Here is a 16,751-nt window from a genome sequence, read left to right as displayed (position 1 = left end):
AAATCGGGAACATGGGAGAGGTCACGATGCGGAAGGACGAACGGTGTCTCGCCGAGATCAGTGATTTTGCCATTCGGCCGATGAGCCAGACGGACGCGAAGTCCGTTCAGTCCAGCCTGAAAGACATGGCGAAATCGCATCCGGAGATCGGTGATCTACTGGCATCACGGGCATCGCTCAAGGATTTTCTGACCGCTGCCTTCTCGCTCTCTCCCTATTTGCGAGACACGGCGAGCGCCCATCCGGCCGTTCTCGCCAGGTCGCTTGCCGGCCCAATCCTTCCTTATCTTGAAGCCTGTATCGAGACGGCACGTTCGGCCTGGAAGGGCGTGGAGCCCGGCAAGCCGCTGTCCGATGCCGAGATCATGACCCGGCTCAGGCAGGCAAAGCGCGATATCGCCTTTGCCGTGGCGCTTGCTGACCTTTCCAGGCTTTTCGATGCGCGCGAGACCACACGTTGGCTGAGCGACTTCGCCAGTGCCGCTGTGTCGGCAGCGATCGATCACCTGCTTCTCGGTGCGCACGATACCGGCAAATTCTTCGTCGCCGACAAGGAGCATCCGAGCAAGGATTCGGGGGTCGTCGTACTCGGCATGGGCAAGCTCGGCGCGTTCGAGCTGAATTATTCCTCCGATATCGACCTTGTCGTGTTCTACGAGCCGCAGGCGGCGTTGATCACCGATCGGGATGAAGCGCCGGAAGTGTTTGCGCGGCTGCTGCGCCGGCTGATCCGTATTCTGCAAGAACGCAGCGGCGACGGTTATGTGTTCCGCACCGACCTGCGGTTGCGTCCGGATCCAGGCGCGACGCCGCTTGCCATCCCCGTCGAAGCGGCGATGCTTTACTATGAGAGCCGGGGGCAGAACTGGGAGCGCGCGGCCTTCATCAAGGCACGTCCGGTTGCCGGCGATCTGAAGGCCGGCGACGCTTTTCTGCGCGAACTGACGCCCTTCATGTTTCGTAAATATCTGGATTATGCGGCGATTGCCGATATCCACTCCATCAAGCGGCAGATCCATGCGCACAAGGGGCATGGCGAGATCGCGGTAAAGGGGCACAATGTCAAGCTCGGGCGCGGCGGCATCCGGGAAATAGAGTTCTTCGTCCAGACACAGCAACTGATCGCGGGCGGGCGGATGCCTGAACTCAGATTGCGTGCGACGGAGCCGATGCTCAACGGGCTCGTGAAGGCGAACTGGATCGACGCCACCACGGCGGATGAGCTCGTCACCGCCTACTGGTTCCTGCGCGATGTCGAGCACCGGATCCAGATGGTGCGCGACGAGCAGACGCATGTGCTGCCGACGACGGACGGCGAGATGAAGCGCATCGCTTATATGATGGGTTTCGCCGAAGTGCCGACCTTTTCCGCAGCCTTGTCGAAAACACTGAAAACGGTGGAACGGCGTTATGCCCAGCTCTTCGAGCAGGAGGCGAAACTATCGACCGAGACCGGAAACCTCGTCTTCACTGGCCAAAAGGATGACCCGGACACGCTCGAGACCCTGAAGAACCTTGGCTATGAACGGCCGCAGGACATTTCCCGGACGATCCGCACCTGGCATTACGGCCGCTATCGCGCGACGCAATCGGTGGAAGCGCGCGAACGGCTGACGGAACTGACGCCGGAGCTTCTGCGGGTGTTCGGCCAGAACAAGAGGGCGGACGAAGCACTATTGCGCTTCGATCACTTCATCGCAGGACTTCCGGCCGGCATCCAGCTTTTCTCCCTGCTCGGCAACAATCCGGGCCTTTTGTCACTGATCGTCAACATCATGTCGGCAGCGCCGCGACTGGCCGATATCATCGCCAGCAAGCCGCATGTGTTTGACGGTATGCTCGATCCGAGGCTTCTCGTCGAGTTGCCGACGCGGGACTACCTGGCCGACCGGATCATGGGATTTCTGACCGGTGCGCGGCATTACGAGGATATTCTTGACCGCCTGCGGATCACGGCATCCGAACAGCGCTTCCTGATCGGCATCCGGCTGCTGACCGGGGTCATTGCCGGTACGCAGGCTGGACATGCCTTCACGGACTTGGCCGACCTGATCATCACCGCCGCGCTGGATGCCGTGTTGCGGGAAGTCGAAGCCGCGCATGGGACGTTTCCCGGTGGACGCGTGGCGGTCGTGGGCATGGGCAAACTCGGCAGCCACGAACTGACGGCCGGTTCCGATATCGATATCATCCTTCTCTATGACTATGACGAAGCGGCGTCGGAATCGGATGGGCCGAAACCGCTGGATTCCATACGTTACTTCACCCGCATAACCCAGCGGCTGATCGCGGCTCTTTCGGCGCCGACGGCGGAAGGTGTGTTGTACGAGGTCGACATGCGCCTGCGTCCCTCCGGCAACAAGGGGCCGGTGGCGACGCGTATCAATGCGTTCGAGAAGTATCAGCGGGTGGAGGCCTGGACCTGGGAGCACATGGCGCTCACCAGAGCCCGCGTCCTGTGCGGTGATGAGAGCCTGATCAAGCAGGCAAACGCGATTGTCGGCGATATTCTCGGTCAGAGGCGGGACACCAAGAAAGTCACGGCCGATGTTGCCGAGATGCGCGATCTGATCGACAAGGAGAAGCCGCCGGCGGATGTCTGGGATTTCAAGCTTATTCCTGGCGGCCTCGTCGATATCGAGTTCATCGCCCAGTACCTGATCCTGATCGCGCCGGCGAAGGGCTTCCCCGTGCCGGCGAACGGAACGTCGACCGCCGATGTGCTACGCGCCCTCGGGCCTGACCTGTTGACGACGAACGATCTCGATACGGTGCTGGAGGCGCTGGCGCTGTTTACGGATCTGTCGCAGATGGTGCGGCTCTGCATCGACGGCGATCTGGAACTCAAGGATGCGCCAGCCGGCCTGATCGACCTCTTGTGCCGCGCCGGCGACGCCCCGGATATCAAGGTGCTGGAAGCGGACATTCGCCGCCTTTCCAAGGCCGTCCGCCGGATATTCCAGACGATCGTGAAATCCTGAATTCGGGTTCGCTTCAGGCGTAAGCCGGACCTGTGGTCTGGTTCTCCACTTCCGGGCGAGGGGATGCATCGGGGATGCGCAGCATGATGATCGTGCCGACGTTTTCCGTCGAGTGGATCTTCATCGTGCCGCCGTGCAGAAGCGTTAGCGAACGGGAGATGGCGAGCCCGAGGCCAGAACCGCCCTTGCTCTTGGCATATTGGCTCTGCACCTGTTCGAACGGCTGGCCGATCTTCTGCAGCGCACTGCGCGGGATGCCGATGCCGGTATCGGCGATCGTCAGCGTTACGGCGCCGCAGACCTTGCGGGCGCGCAGCGAGATATTGCCGCCTTCATTGGTGAATTTGACGGCGTTCGACAGGAGATTGAGCAGGACCTGTTTCATCGCACGCCGGTCGGCGGTGATGGTCAGGCCGGAGGAAATCTGCTGATCGACACAGATGTTCTTCTGTTGCGCCGGGATGGTGGTGAAGCGCAGCGTTTCCTCGATCAGCGGCGCCAGATCGATCGTTTCGCGATTGATCTTCATTTGGCCCGCCTCGATCTTCGACATGTCGAGAATGTCGTTGATGACGTTCAGCAGGTGTTTGCCGCTGTCATGGATGTCGTGGGAATATTCGTCGTATTTCTCCGAGCCGAGCGGGCCGAACATCTGGTTCTGCAGAATTTCCGAGAAGCCGAGGATGGCGTTCAGCGGCGTGCGCAACTCGTGCGACATGTTGGCGAGAAATTCCGACTTGGCGCGGTTGGCGGCTTCCGCGCGTTCCTTTTCCGCTTGGTAATTGGCGTTGGCGACAGACAGTTCGGCCTTCTGCCGCTCCAGCGTGATGCGCGAAGTCGAGAGGTCGCCGATGGTAGCCATCAGGCGGCGTTCGGATTCGCGCAGGCGGACCTGATGGCGCTTCAAAAGCGTGATGTCCGTACCGACCGACACCATGCCGCCGTCGCGGGTGCGCCGGTCGTTGATCTGCAGCCAGCGCTGGTCGGAGAGCTGGACTTCCGATGTCTGAGAATGGTTGGAGCGGTCCGGATCCGCGATCCGGCGCTCGATGATCGGACGGGCCGCAGCCGCCGTCACGACGGAACGCTCGGTGCCGGGCACGAGGACGCGGTCGGGCAGCTTGTAGGCCTGCTGGTAGTGGGCATTGCACATGACCAGGCGGTCGTTCTTGTCCCACAGCACGAAGGCTTCCGAGGTGCATTCGATGGCATCCGCCAGGCGCTGGTCGGCTTCGGCATAGCGCTGCGCAAGCCGGTGCTGTTCGGTGACGTCCATGGCGATGCCGATCAGGTGCACGCGGCCGGATGTCGTGCGGATCACCTGGGCGCGAGCGCGCAGCCAGACGTAATGGCCTTCCGCATGGCGCATGCGAAAAATCTGATCGATCTGGCGGGCATCGCCCTTGGCGATGGTGCGCGCCACCTTGTAGATGCTGCCGTCATCCGGATGCATCAGGCGGGCGGCATCGCCGAACGACAGGACATTGCTCTTCGGCGGCATGCCGAGCATTTCATACATGGAGCGCGACCAGAACAGGCGGCGGTTCGGCATGTCGAAATCCCACAGGCCGCAGCGGCCGCGCGACAGCGCCGTCTCGACCCTCAGGTTGGATTCCGCGAAGATCTGGTCGGCGTCGCGGGCACGCTTGGCCTGGATGTAATAGGCGTAGAGAATGACCAGCAGAATGGCGGAAATGCCGGCGAAAAGCGTGACATTGAGCGAGACCTCGTCGCGCCACAGCTTGTCGATCCGGGCCAGCGGCGTCGCGACCATCAGGGTGCCGGCGCCGTCCGGTACCTGCATCAGAGCAACGATATACTCGCCGCCGCCGATGAAGGTCTTCATCACGGTCGACTGTTCGCCGAAATACTGAAAGGCGGCCACTTCCGGCGCCACGTTGGGAAGCGTGTGGCCGGTATAGGGCGAGCCGCCCGGCAAGCTTGCAAAGATCCGGCCGTCATTGCGAACCGTCAGGATGAAGGCGCCGGGCTCGAGCAGGTTGGGCGGAAGGGCTCGGTTGAGGCGCTGCTCGACATCCCACTTCTGCGCCTTGTCGAAGAGTTCGACGCCCTTGTCCTGCAGGGCGGCGCTGGCGGTTGCGGCGGCAAGCATCGTCGCCTGGCGCGAGCTTGCTTCCATGCGGGCATATTCGACCATGATGCCGCTCATCCGCGAAATCGCGACGACGAGAAGAAATGCAGTGATCAGGATCGGGATCGAGCGCTTCAGAAGCGGCTCGGCACGGGCCAGGCGCAAAGCCGCCGGCTCGGTGAAAATCCGTGCGTGCTGGATCACGTCCTTTTCCAGGCTCGAAAAGCCGGGAAATCGTGGACGCAGCCGCTCGCCGGCTGCGCGTCCCCGCTGCGCTTCCGCCATCTTGGTCAAATCTGTAAGCCCTCGTGTGATTCGATGCGCCGCTCGCTCGAACCTGCCCCAATGAATCAACTGTGATTCGGGTTGTCCAGAGAAAACGTAAAACTTTGTTAACCAATTCTCGTCATTGGAAAATCGTATCGAGGCCTGCATGATGCCTCCAGAAACGAAAAAACCCTGCAATTGCAGGGTTTGTCCGAGCATTCCTCTTGATATTTCCTAACCTTTCAGCATGCGCTCGACGATGTCGCTGACATCCGGCGATAGCCTGGCGCCAGCTGCGACATCGCGCAGCGCATCGCGCGCGTGGTTTGCGCGAATTTCTTCCAGCGAACGCCAGGACCGCATCGACGTCAGGATGCGTGCCGCGAGCTGCGGATTGCGCGGATCGATATCGAGGATCTGGCGGGCGAGGAAACGATACCCTTCGCCATCGGCACGGTTGAAGCCGGTCGGATTTGAAAAGGCGAAAGTGCCGATCAGCGAACGCACGCGGTTGGGGTTGGAGCCGTTGAACAGTGGATCGTCCATCAGCGCCTTGACGCGTTCGAGTGCTTCCGGGCCGGGAATGGTCGCCTGGATGGTGAACCACTTGTCGATAACGAGCGCGTTGTCAGCGAAACGTGCCTTGAACGTGGCAAGCGCCTCCTGGGCTTGCGCGGAGGCGGGGAAGCGATGCGCCAGGATCGTCAGCGCCTGGCTGAGGTCCGTCATGTTGTTGGCGGCCTTGAAGGCCGCCGTAGCGCGGTCTGGCACGTTTTCGGCATAGACGAGATAGGAGAGGGCGGTGTTGCGCAGCGCCCGACGGCCGGCGCTGGCGGCATCCGGGCTGAATGGACCGATATCGGCCAGTTCGTCGGCGAGCTTGGTGAAGATTTCCCGGCCGGCCTGAGCGATCGCCGTCATGATCTGTTGACGCCCGGTATGGATGGCGTTCGGATCGTTGTTGCTGCCGATTTCGCGGGCGATGTCGGCTTCGCTTGGAAGGGCGAGCGCCTGTGCCCGGAAGGCTGGCTCCAGCGTGCCGTCGGCTGCCGCCGCGAGCAGTGCCTCGGTCAGGGCCGCGTCGCATTGCGCGGGCTTGCCGGCCCTTGCGCTGGCAGCTGCCTCGACGAGATTGGGCAGCGCGAGATCGTTGAGCGCTTGCCAGCGGGCGAAGAGGTCGCTTTCATGCTTGGCGATATGGGCACGATCGGCTGGCGTTTGTTCGAAATGCAGGTTGACCGGTGCGGAGAAACCGCGGTTGAGCGACAGGACCGGGCGCGAGGGAATGCCATTGAACACCACGGTCTGGCTGCGCTCGACGAGGTGCAGCACGTCATCGGTGATCTCGGCGCCGGTGGCCGAGGAGACGGGCGCTTCCGAGCCGTCTTCCAACAGCAGACCGAACCGCAGCGGAATGTGCATCGGGTCCTTGGCGCTCTGGCCGGGCGTCGGCGGCACCATCTGTTCCAGCGACAGGGTGAAGGTCTGCTTGGTGGCGTCGTAGGCGGTCGATGCGCTGACGAGCGGCGTTCCGGCCTGATGGTACCACAGCGAGAATTGCGTCAGGTCACGCTTGCTGACCTCTGCAAAGCAGGCGACGAAATCCTCGATCGTGACGGCCTGTCCGTCGTGCCGATCGAAATAGAGGTCCATGCCCGCCTTGAACAGATCGGCGCCCAGCAGCGTCGCGATCATGCGGGTAACCTCGCTGCCTTTCTCATAGACGGTCGTCGTGTAGAAGTTGTTGATTTCGCGATATTTTGTCGGGCGCACAGGATGGGCAAGGGGACCTGCATCTTCGGGGAACTGCTCGGCCTTGAGGTGGCGGACTTCGGCGATGCGCTTGACCGTGCGGGAACGCTGATCGGCCGAGAATTCGTGGTCGCGATAGACCGTCAGGCCTTCCTTGAGGCAGAGCTGGAACCAGTCGCGGCAGGTGATCCGGTTGCCGGTCCAGTTGTGGAAATATTCATGCGCGATGATCGCCTCGATATTGGCGTAGTCGGCATCGGTCGCGGTTTCCGGGTCGGCCAGAACATACTTGTCGTTGAAGACGTTCAGGCCCTTGTTCTCCATGGCGCCCATGTTGAAGTCGGAGACGGCGACGATCATGAAGATGTCGAGATCATATTCGCGACCGAACCGCTCCTCGTCCCATTTCATCGAACGCTTCAAGGCATCCATGGCATAGGCGGCGCGTGGCTCTTTGCCGTGTTCGACATAGATTTTCAGCGTGACATCCCGGCCCGACATCGTGGTGAAGGTGTCCTCGACGACGCCGAGATCGCCGGCCACCAGCGCGAACAGGTAGCTCGGCTTCGGATGCGGATCGAACCAGGCCGCGAAATGCCGGCCGTCGCCCATGCCGGCGCCACCGAGATAATTGCCGTTCGACAGCAGCAGTGGAGCGGTTTCCTTGTCGGCGATGATGTTGACCGTGTAGACCGCGAGCACATCCGGGCGATCAGGAAAATAGGTAATGCGGCGGAAGCCTTCCGCCTCGCACTGGGTGCAATAGATATTGCTGGTGCGGTAGAGGCCCATCAGCTTGGTGTTGGCCTCTGGGTTGATTTCGGTGGTGATCGTCACCTCGAACGGCGCCGATGCCGGCAGGTTGCCGATGGTCAGCGTGCGTTCGGCGGCCTCATAATTAGCGGCCGGAATTTCCTCCTGGTCGAGCAGCAGGCCGGTCATCTTCAACTCGTCGCCATCGAGAACCAGCGGTCGGTCCTCGCCGACGCCTTCTCGACGATGAAAGATCAGGCGCGCTTCAACCTTGGTTTCGGTCGGGTCCAGTTCGAAGGTGAGATCCACTCTTTCAAGGACGAAATCCGTCGGCCGGTAGTCTTCCAGATGAATGATTTCGCCCGTATCTGTCCGCATTGTGTGTCCCGCTTTTTTTCCGTCGCGTCATGCCGCCGGAAAGACCTGGTCATTGTGATGAGGCTCAGCGGCACACGCGGAGCTTCGGGGTGGCTGAGATCGGGTGGTTCGATTACGCAGCATTTCACCGCGCCAATCCATCCCTCTCCCTTTCCTTGCGTCAGAGACTTACGAAATTCGCCCTAACAATATTTAAACCGGTTGTGCATTTTTGGCACAAGCGACGCAAATTTTCAAAGAAATTACCGGTGCTTGCGCGAACACGGTCGAGTGTATCGATAAGAGCAGGCGATGGTATCGATGAACGTGCATCAAATATTTCCGGCTCGCATCACGAAAATTGATCCCTCGTGCAGCCGAGGCGCGCTAGAGTGTTTGTGTTCCAGCGATGGATTCTCTGTCGCCTCTCCCGCAGCCCGTCGTTTCGCAAAGACTTTCGGCCCGCTGCGGCCTGTCTGACGAGCCCGATTGCATGGATGCCGAATTTCCCCACCCGATGAAGGGCATCACGCTCAAGGTCATTTCCGTACTCGTTTTCGTCTGCATGTCGACCCTGATCAAGGCGGCGGGAACGGAGATCGCCACCGGGCAGATCACCTTCTATCGCTCCGCCTTCGCCATGGTGCCGATTCTCGGCTACCTTGCCTTCAAGGGGCACTTGCGCACGGCATTCCACACCAGGGATATTCTCGGTCACCTCGCCCGCGGCTTCATCGGCATCCTGGCGATGAGCTTCGGTTTCTACGGATTGGTGCATCTGCCGCTGCCGGAAGCGATCGCGATCGGCTATGCGATGCCGCTGCTCGCCGTCGTCTTCGCGGCCTTCTTTCTCAAGGAAACGGTGCGGGTCTATCGCTGGTCGGCGGTTCTGATCGGGCTTGTCGGCGTGACGATCATCACCTGGCCGCGTCTGACCCTGCTGCGTGAAGGCGGTTTCGGCTCGGGCGAGGCACTGGGCGCGTTGGCCGTGCTCCTGTCGGCAGCGCTCGGCGCCGTCGCGATGGTGCTGGTGCGCAAGCTAATCGCGAAAGAGCGCACCCACACGATCGTGCTCTATTTCTCCCTGTCAGCCTCCTGCTTCTCGCTGCTGACGCTGCCCTTCGGCTGGGACCCGCTGCCGTGGAATTCCTTTTTTCTACTGATGGCGGCGGGCTTTTGCGGTGGCGTCGCGCAGATCCTGCTGACCCAGAGCTACCGCTATGCCGACATGTCGACCATTGCGCCGTTCGAATATACGTCGATCATCCTCGGCCTGCTGATCGGCTATTTCCTGTTCGACGAGGTGCCGACCGGCGTCATGCTGATCGGCACGGCGATCGTCGTGGCGGCCGGCATCTTCATCATTTTCCGTGAGCACCAGCTTGGCCTCGAGCGCAAGGGCGCCCGTAAGCACGTCACGCCGCAGGGATAGCGCTGAATATTCAGGATGTCCGCGGAGGGGCCGTGTCGTCGTCGATCAGTTCGCTCGGCCGCACCGCCTGGTTCATGGCGTTGACCGCCTCGGTTCCCGGTGTGGGCACGGTGTTCGCCTGAAAATCCGTCTTGGCGACGAGGCCGTCATGCTGGCTGCGCTGGGCGATGCGCCAGGCCGCATAGGCGGCGTAGAATGCAAAATAGATCGCCAGCACCAGGAAGAGCGAGGCCGGGCCGAAGCGGTCCATGACGGGCCCAACCATCAGCGGCCCGGAAATCGTGCCCACGCCGTAGGTGATCATCATGCCGGAGGAGACCTCGACATATTCGTTCGGCCGGGCAAGGTCGTTGGCATGGGCGACGTTCAGCGCATAGATCGGGAAGAGGACCGAGCCGACAAAGGCGGAGATGAGGTAGAGCGCCAGCGGGCCTGAACCGACAAAGGCCACCATGGCAAGGCACGAGATCACGCCGACAATGCCGCAACCGACCATGACGATGCGCCGGTCCATCCTGTCGGATGTGCGGCCGATCGGAATCTGGGAAACCGCACTTCCCGCCAGCAATGCCGCCAGAAGCGTGGCACCTTCTGCCGTCGACAGGCCGATCTTCTGCGTGAACACGCCGCCGAGGTTGAGCCAGGCGCCAGCCATGGCCCCGGCCAGAAACGCGCCGATGACCGCGACCGGGGAGCGGCGGTAAAGCCCCGGCACATCGAACTTGGCCTGGGCGGGCGGTGCCGGCATGGCGGAGGAGGAAAGCGCCGTCGGCAGTAGCGCGAGGGAAAACAGCACGCCGCAGAGGATGAACAGCGACGAATTGGTGGGATCACCGAGCGGCACCAGATACTGGCCGCCGATCGTGCCGAGCATGGTGGTGATCAGGTAGAGCGAAAACAGCATGCCGCGGTTTTCATTGGTCACCCTCTCGTTCAGCCAGCTTTCGATGACGAGATAGCTGCCCGCGATCGCAAAGCCCGAAATGGCGCGGAAGAAGATCCAGGCCCGCCAGTCGACCACCAGCCCACACATCAGGATGGCGATGCTGAGCAGGGTGATCAGCGCGGCGAAGACCCGGACATGGCCGACGCGAGCCACGAATTTCGGTGTGATGATGCAGGAGATCGTGAAGCCCAGCGTGTAGCCGGTGGCGATCCACGAGATGACCAGCGTCGACCATCCCTCTGCCACCGACCGCACCGGCAGGACATAACTCGCCAGTCCGAAGCCCACCATCATCAGCACTGTCGACAGCATCAGGCTGAACACGGATCTGAGGCTGGCCAGCATGAACGCTCCGGTAAGAATCGCACCCGGCACGCGATGGCAATCAAGCCGCGGGCTCTGCACGAGAACGAGTTTGGAGCGGATAGCGCGATCGGAAACGGAATTGCCGAGCGTACCGCTCCTGGAATCAGGAAACGAGTGTCGCTCTATCCAACTTCCCTGACGCTGTCGATTGCGACAGGCTTTGGCGCAAAGGCTGAATGAACGATAGAAAGTATTTATCTCGGCAGGAACCCGCTGGCCACAGTCCGCTCGGCAGTCGCCGCCGGGCATTCCCGGCTCAAGCGGGTATATTCCCGCGAAGCGCGCACGGCGGTGCCGATATCGGCAATGAGGAACCGCAGCGAGCGAATGGATGCTGACATGATCGGATTCCTTTTAAGACGTCGAAGCGACGGCGCGCATCTCTGCGCGTGGTTCCTATCAGCCTAGCGCTGGATGAATTCCGCGAAAATCTGGTTCGGACGCGTCTTGTGGCCATAGCCTGCCGCCGTCATCTGTTCGTTCGCAGCCGAGCCGAAGCTGTTGAAAGGCGTGCGCAGGGCCGAGCCGGCGTGGCGGAGCGTCTCAAAACTTGAATGCAGGGGGCGAAAACGGGTCGTCATGGTTCAATTCCTTATTCCATTCCTCCCGTGGTTTTATATTGCACCGCAACATCAATTCCGCAACGGACAGCCGCGCGTTGCTGGTATGCGCAATCCGCATGGCTTTCTTCATGGTTCGTTCACAAATCGGACAGGCCTTTGGAAACGAGCTCTTAACCACGAATCCGGGCGCGAAACCTGAGCAGATCCTGCCAGGCAAGGCGTTTGCTGCCGGGAGCCGACATCAGGTCCTGCGGGTGCAGCGTGGCTATGGCAGGGATGGTCGTGCGGCCGAAAGTGACGTCACGCCATTCGCCGCGCATGTGATGGATCGTGTCGTTGCCGCCGAAAAAGAAGCGGCATGCAAAATTGCCGAGAACGAGCAGGTGGCGAGGCTCGGCAAGCGCGATCTGTCGCTCGATGAAGGGTCGGCAGATATCGGTCTCGCGCACCGACGGCGGTCTGTTTCCCGGCGGCCGCCAGGGAATGACATTGGTGAGCAGCGCGGATGTCCGGTCGAGCCCGATCGCCGCCAGCATGCGTTCCAGCATCTGGCCCGGCTTGCCGGAAAAAGGAATGCCGTCGCGGTCGTCGTCTCCGTTCGGTACCGGGCCGATCACCATGATGCCAGCCGCTGCATTGCCATCGGCAAAGACCATGTTGCGCGCGCTGTTCTTGAGGTTGCAGCCGGAAAAGGCTTCCATCGCGCTCTTCAGTTCCGAAAGCGAGCGAGCCGATTCGGCGGCGAAGCGCGCCTCTGCAATCGCCTGTTCGTGGGGAATGGCGACCTGCGGGGTCGTGGCGGTCGGCGCTGGTGCCTTGGCGGCTGTGCGATTGCCGTTTTCACGGGCAGCCGGCGCTTGCGGCGCATCGTTGCGCTCGAAGCTCTGCCCTCTTTGCGCGGCTTGCGTCGCTGCAAAGGGGGCGGGGCCGCGTGCGGCTTTGGCCTGCTCGAATTCGGCGAAGCGATCGACGGGATCATCTTCCAGCAGCCATTCGACGCCCGCTTCCGCATGGAAATGCAGAAGGGCGGCAAGTTCGGCCGGGCTCATCCTGTCGGTGGAGATCATGCCTCACCTTCTACAGAAGGCCGGGCGGCCGGGGAAGAGGAAACTGCCTTCATCCCCCGGTGCCAGTCGTTCGGCCTTTCAGGCGGCCATCGCCGTCCAGCGCTCGATATCGTCACGCTCGCCGATCAGCGCCAGTCCGTGGGCGATTGACAGGAGTTCGCCGCCGCTTTCGATGCGGTCGGCGGCAAAGCGGTTTTCGAAGATGCGGCGGATGGCCGGCACGAAGGATGTGCCGCCGGTGAGGAATACCTTGTCTATGCCTCCGGGCAATGTGTTCGTCGTGACCAGCACTTCGTCCAGCGCCTCTTCGATGCGGGCGAGATCCGGTGCGATCCAGCTTTCGAAATCGCTGCGCCGCACCGTCTGCCGGCTTTTCTCGCCCAGCGGCGCGAAGTAGAATTCCGTCTCCTCCGCCTGCGATAGCCGCATCTTGGCGGCAGAAATCGCCTGATAGAGCGGATAGCCTTCGTCGTGATCGACCAGGTCAACGAAGGCTTCGAGCTTTTCCGGCTCGACGGCCGAGCGGACGAGTTGCTTCAGGTCAGTGAAATCCTTCAGCGTCTTGAAGATCGACAACTGGTTCCAGCGGCCGAAATTGGCGTAATAGCTGGAGGGCACGTCGAGCAGCTTGTCGAAGCTCTTGAACTGGCTGCCCTTGCCGATCAGCGGCGAAACCACCGTGTCGATGATGCGGAAATCGAAATGATCGCCGGCGACGCCGACGCCGGAATGGCCGACGGGAACCGCCGTCAGCTTGCCGGCATGGCTTTCGAAGCGGATGATCGAATAGTCGGTGGTGCCGCCGCCAAAATCGGCGACCAGCACCGTCGCATCCTTCTTCAGGTTCTGGGCGAAATAAAAGGCGGCCGCGACCGGCTCGTAAACATAATGAATCTCGGGAAAGTCGAAGGACGACAGCGCCCGCTCGTAACGTTCCAGCGCCAGGTTTTCGTCCGGGCTGGTGCCGGCAAAGCGGACGGGCCGGCCGACGACGATGCGCTTGTAATCCCGTTGCCAGCCATCGCCGGCATAATCCGCGAGCCGGGTGAGGAACGACCGCATCAGGTCCTCGAAGCTGTTGCGCCGGGCAAAGATCAGCGTGCCCTGGAAGAGGGGGCTCGCAGCAAAGGTCTTGATCGATTGCAGGAAGCGCGCCTCGCCGGGATTGTCGATGAACTGCTGGATCGCCGCCTGACCGGCCTCGATCTTCACGGCCGCCGCTCCCAGTTGCGCATGCTTCATGAAGGACAGCGCCGTGCGCATCGAATCGGTCGTTCCGGCCGCACTGGTGAAATTCATCGATTGCGTGGTGTCGCCGTGCGATGCGGCCAGAACCGAGTTGGTCGTGCCGAAATCGAAGCCGAGTGCCTTGGCCATGGATATCTCCGTCTTTGGTCCCGCAATGGCGCGTCAAGGCATCCACGGTGTCGCGGAACCTCTGCATCGCTTCTCAAGGCGGGAATTTGGCAGTCACGTAGGACCGCGACTGCAACAACGCATTTTTTGAAGGGCGCCTCCTCGCATGGGCAGACGGCAAAAGCAAGGCAGGTTTGCCTGTCGAGGCGGCGACCAACGGTTTTGTGGCGACACGATCCAAATCGCCGTGGAAAATATCACGTTTACGTTCACGTCATATATTTGTATCCTTCGGCATCATGTCATGCGCAAATGCGGTTGGCTGCCGTCGCAGACTGGCTCGACAAGTCCGGCCGCATTTGCCATGACGGAAGGCAGGAATTGGGAACTAAACCGCGCGGAACTGCCGGGTGTGACTGGAGACGATGAGATGAGCGACGGACAAGAGCTTCCCGAGCGCGAGAGCATGGAATTCGACGTTGTGATCGTCGGTGCCGGGCCGGCCGGTCTGTCGGCGGCGATCCGGCTGAAACAGGTTAATCCGGAGCTGTCGATCGTCGTTCTGGAAAAGGGTGCCGAGGTCGGTGCGCATATCCTGTCCGGCGCCGTCGTCGATCCGATCGGTATCGACCGGCTGCTGCCCGGCTGGCGCGAGGAGGAGGGGCATCCGTTCAAGACAGAAGTGACGGACGACCAGTTCCTGCTGCTCGGCCCCGCCGGCTCGATCCGCCTGCCGAACTTCGCCATGCCGCCATTGATGAACAATCACGGCAATTACATCGTCTCGCTCGGGCTGGTCTGTCGCTGGCTGGCCGAAAAGGCCGAAGCGCTGGGCGTCGAGATCTATCCCGGCTTTGCCGCAACGGAAGTGCTCTATAACGACGAAGGCGCGGTGATCGGCGTCGCCACCGGCGACATGGGCATCGAGAAGACCGGCGAACCCGGCCCGAACTTCGCCCGTGGCATGGAACTGCTCGGCAAGTACACGCTGATCGGTGAAGGCGTGCGCGGCTCGATCGCCAAGCAGCTGATCGCGAAATTCGATCTCCAGAAGGATCGCGAGCCCCAGAAATTCGGCATCGGCATCAAGGAACTCTGGCAGGTCAAGCCGGAAAACCACAAACGGGGTCTCGTCCAGCATTCCTTCGGCTGGCCGCTCGGCATGAAGACCGGTGGCGGCTCGTTCCTCTATCATCTCGAGGACAATCTGGTCGCCGTCGGCTTCGTCGTGCACCTCAACTACAAGAATCCCTATCTCTATCCGTTCGAGGAATTCCAGCGTTTCAAGACGCATCCGGCGATCCGCGGCACGTTCGAGGGTGGCAAGCGCATTTCCTACGGCGCCCGCGCCATCACCGAGGGCGGCTATCAGTCTGTGCCGAAGCTTTCCTTCCCGGGCGGCGCGCTGATCGGCTGCTCGGCCGGCTTCGTCAACGTGCCGCGCATCAAGGGCAGCCACAATGCCGTGCTTTCGGGCATGCTGGCGGCGGACCGGATCGCCGAGGCGCTGGCCGCCGGCCGTGGTCATGATGAAGTGGTCGAGATCGAAAACGAATGGCGCGGCACCGCGATCGGCAAGGACCTGAAGCGGGTGCGCAACGTCAAGCCGCTCTGGTCGAAGTTCGGCACAGCGCTTGGCGTTGGCCTCGGCGGCCTCGACATGTGGACGAATACGCTGTTCGGCTTTTCCTTCTTCGGCACGCTGAAACACGGCAAGACGGACGCGCAGAGCCTCGAACCGGCCTCGATGCACAAGAAGATCGACTATCCCAAGCCCGACGGCGTGCTCACCTTCGACCGCCTCTCATCAGTGTTCCTGTCCAATACCAACCACGAGGAAGACCAGCCGGTCCATCTCCAGGTCAGGGACATGGCCCTGCAGAAGGCATCCGAGCACGATGTCTATGCCGGCCCCTCGACCCGCTACTGTCCGGCCGGCGTCTATGAATGGGTGGAGAAGGACGGCGAGGAGGTCTACGTCATCAACGCCCAGAACTGCGTCCACTGCAAGACCTGCGACATCAAGGATCCCAACCAGAACATCAATTGGGTGCCGCCCCAGGGCGGCGAGGGGCCGGTCTATCCCAACATGTGAGTGAGGAAGCGATTTTTACCATTCGTTTCCGGCGCTTAACCAGCCGTTAACCATGTTTTCCTTAATTTCGGTTGTATCAGCCGATATTAAGGAACCCTACATATGTCGCTCTCCCGCCGTGGCCTGCTTCTTGGCATCTCCGCCCTTCTGGCCGGTTGCGCCACCAATGGTCCCAACCATGCGGCCAATTACGCCTCGCTGCCCGCGGAGAAATTTCCGCTGCCGGCCATGCCGCTGGAAAAGATCAAGCCGGAACTTCGGCGCCAGGAAGTGGCCTATCCCGGGCAATACGAGACCGGCACGATCGTCGTCGATACGCCGGCGCGGCGGCTCTATTATATTCTGGGCGACGGCCGCGCCATGCGCTACGGCATCGGCGTCGGGCGCAACGGCTATGCGCTGGCCGGCACGGCCTATATCGGCCGCAAGGCGGAATGGCCGACCTGGACGCCTACGGATAACATGATGCGCCGCGATCCGGCCAAGAACCGCAAATATGCCGGCGGCGTGCCCGGCGGGCTCAACAATCCGCTTGGCGCCCGCGCCATCTATCTCTACCGCGGCGGCAACGACACCATGTTCCGTATCCACGGCACCAACCAGCCGCAGTCGATTGGTCTTGCCATGTCGAGCGGATGCGTCCGCATGCTCAATCACGATGTCATCGATCTCTACGAGCGCGTCACGCCCGGCAGCCGCGTCGTCGTGCTGCAGGCGTAGAGGG

The 16,751-nt window shown here is 61.6% G+C and carries 11 protein-coding genes; 4 read left to right on the top strand and 7 right to left on the bottom strand.

Annotated features, from left to right (window positions below; genetic code table 11):
* The first annotated feature begins 26 nt into the window (after positions 1-26).
* The gene (locus VL202_RS06500) at positions 27-2,981 is read left to right on the top strand and encodes a bifunctional [glutamine synthetase] adenylyltransferase/[glutamine synthetase]-adenylyl-L-tyrosine phosphorylase (RefSeq protein ID WP_325463318.1); all 2,955 of its coding nucleotides are present in this window, start codon (positions 27-29) and stop codon (positions 2,979-2,981) included.
* A 13-nt stretch (positions 2,982-2,994) separates the two neighbouring features.
* Here the strand turns inward: VL202_RS06500 and VL202_RS06495 are convergent, their stop codons facing one another.
* Entirely contained in the window at positions 2,995-5,367 is a 2,373-nt protein-coding gene (locus VL202_RS06495) for a PAS domain-containing sensor histidine kinase (RefSeq protein WP_325463317.1), read from the bottom strand.
* A gap of 207 nt (positions 5,368-5,574) precedes the next feature.
* Entirely contained in the window at positions 5,575-8,223 is a 2,649-nt protein-coding gene (pepN, locus tag VL202_RS06490; protein WP_325463316.1) for an aminopeptidase N, read from the bottom strand.
* 472 nt (positions 8,224-8,695) lie between these two features.
* Here pepN and VL202_RS06485 point away from each other — a divergent pair, with 472 nt between their 5' ends.
* Positions 8,696-9,634 (top strand): DMT family transporter, encoded by a 939-nt coding sequence (locus VL202_RS06485; protein ID WP_325463315.1) that lies wholly within the window; start codon positions 8,696-8,698, stop codon positions 9,632-9,634.
* 10 nt (positions 9,635-9,644) lie between these two features.
* Here the strand turns inward: VL202_RS06485 and VL202_RS06480 are convergent, their stop codons facing one another.
* The 5 genes from VL202_RS06480 to VL202_RS06460 form a co-directional block, all read right to left on the bottom strand.
* Positions 9,645-10,925, bottom strand: a complete 1,281-nt coding sequence (locus VL202_RS06480) for an MFS transporter (protein ID WP_325463314.1) — start codon at positions 10,923-10,925, stop codon at positions 9,645-9,647.
* Positions 10,926-11,140: 215 nt separating this feature from the next.
* Positions 11,141-11,287, bottom strand: a complete 147-nt coding sequence (locus VL202_RS06475; RefSeq protein ID WP_325463313.1) for a hypothetical protein — start codon at positions 11,285-11,287, stop codon at positions 11,141-11,143.
* A gap of 63 nt (positions 11,288-11,350) precedes the next feature.
* Positions 11,351-11,527 carry a hypothetical protein gene (locus VL202_RS06470; protein WP_112405756.1) on the bottom strand — a complete coding sequence of 59 codons (177 nt, stop codon included), beginning with the start codon at positions 11,525-11,527 and terminating at the stop codon, positions 11,351-11,353.
* 152 nt (positions 11,528-11,679) lie between these two features.
* Positions 11,680-12,576 (bottom strand): uracil-DNA glycosylase, encoded by an 897-nt coding sequence (locus tag VL202_RS06465; RefSeq protein ID WP_325463312.1) that lies wholly within the window; start codon positions 12,574-12,576, stop codon positions 11,680-11,682.
* Positions 12,577-12,654: 78 nt separating this feature from the next.
* Complete coding sequence (locus VL202_RS06460; protein ID WP_325463311.1) at positions 12,655-13,953, bottom strand: Hsp70 family protein; 1,299 nt, start codon at positions 13,951-13,953, stop codon at positions 12,655-12,657.
* Between the two features lie 409 nt (positions 13,954-14,362).
* Between VL202_RS06460 and VL202_RS06455 the strand changes: the two genes are divergently transcribed.
* Together VL202_RS06455 and VL202_RS06450 are read left to right on the top strand one after the other, a co-directional pair.
* On the top strand, positions 14,363-16,027 hold the full coding sequence (locus VL202_RS06455; protein ID WP_325463310.1) for an electron transfer flavoprotein-ubiquinone oxidoreductase: 1,665 nt from the start codon (positions 14,363-14,365) through the stop codon (positions 16,025-16,027).
* Positions 16,028-16,129: 102 nt separating this feature from the next.
* A complete protein-coding gene (locus VL202_RS06450; RefSeq protein WP_325463309.1) occupies positions 16,130-16,747 on the top strand; it encodes a L,D-transpeptidase in 618 nt (205 codons plus the stop codon).
* Positions 16,748-16,751 lie beyond the last annotated feature (4 nt).

Source organism: Pararhizobium sp., assembly GCF_035497515.1.
GTDB lineage: Bacteria > Pseudomonadota > Alphaproteobacteria > Rhizobiales > Rhizobiaceae > Pararhizobium.
This window is presented reverse-complemented; position numbering and strand designations above follow the sequence as displayed.

What these genes read in the sequence shown, in the direction of transcription:
- VL202_RS06500 (WP_325463318.1), top strand. Translation starts at nt 27, where the DNA reads ATGCGGAAGGACGAACGGTGTCTCGCCGAGATCAGTGATTTTGCCATT.
- VL202_RS06475 (WP_325463313.1), bottom strand. Translation starts at nt 11,287, where the DNA reads ATGTCAGCATCCATTCGCTCGCTGCGGTTCCTCATTGCCGATATCGGC.
- pepN (WP_325463316.1), bottom strand. Translation starts at nt 8,223, where the DNA reads ATGCGGACAGATACGGGCGAAATCATTCATCTGGAAGACTACCGGCCG.
- VL202_RS06470 (WP_112405756.1), bottom strand. Translation starts at nt 11,527, where the DNA reads ATGACGACCCGTTTTCGCCCCCTGCATTCAAGTTTTGAGACGCTCCGC.
- VL202_RS06455 (WP_325463310.1), top strand. Translation starts at nt 14,363, where the DNA reads ATGAGCGACGGACAAGAGCTTCCCGAGCGCGAGAGCATGGAATTCGAC.
- VL202_RS06465 (WP_325463312.1), bottom strand. Translation starts at nt 12,576, where the DNA reads ATGATCTCCACCGACAGGATGAGCCCGGCCGAACTTGCCGCCCTTCTG.
- VL202_RS06450 (WP_325463309.1), top strand. Translation starts at nt 16,130, where the DNA reads ATGTCGCTCTCCCGCCGTGGCCTGCTTCTTGGCATCTCCGCCCTTCTG.
- VL202_RS06485 (WP_325463315.1), top strand. Translation starts at nt 8,696, where the DNA reads ATGGATGCCGAATTTCCCCACCCGATGAAGGGCATCACGCTCAAGGTC.
- VL202_RS06460 (WP_325463311.1), bottom strand. Translation starts at nt 13,953, where the DNA reads ATGGCCAAGGCACTCGGCTTCGATTTCGGCACGACCAACTCGGTTCTG.
- VL202_RS06480 (WP_325463314.1), bottom strand. Translation starts at nt 10,925, where the DNA reads ATGCTGGCCAGCCTCAGATCCGTGTTCAGCCTGATGCTGTCGACAGTG.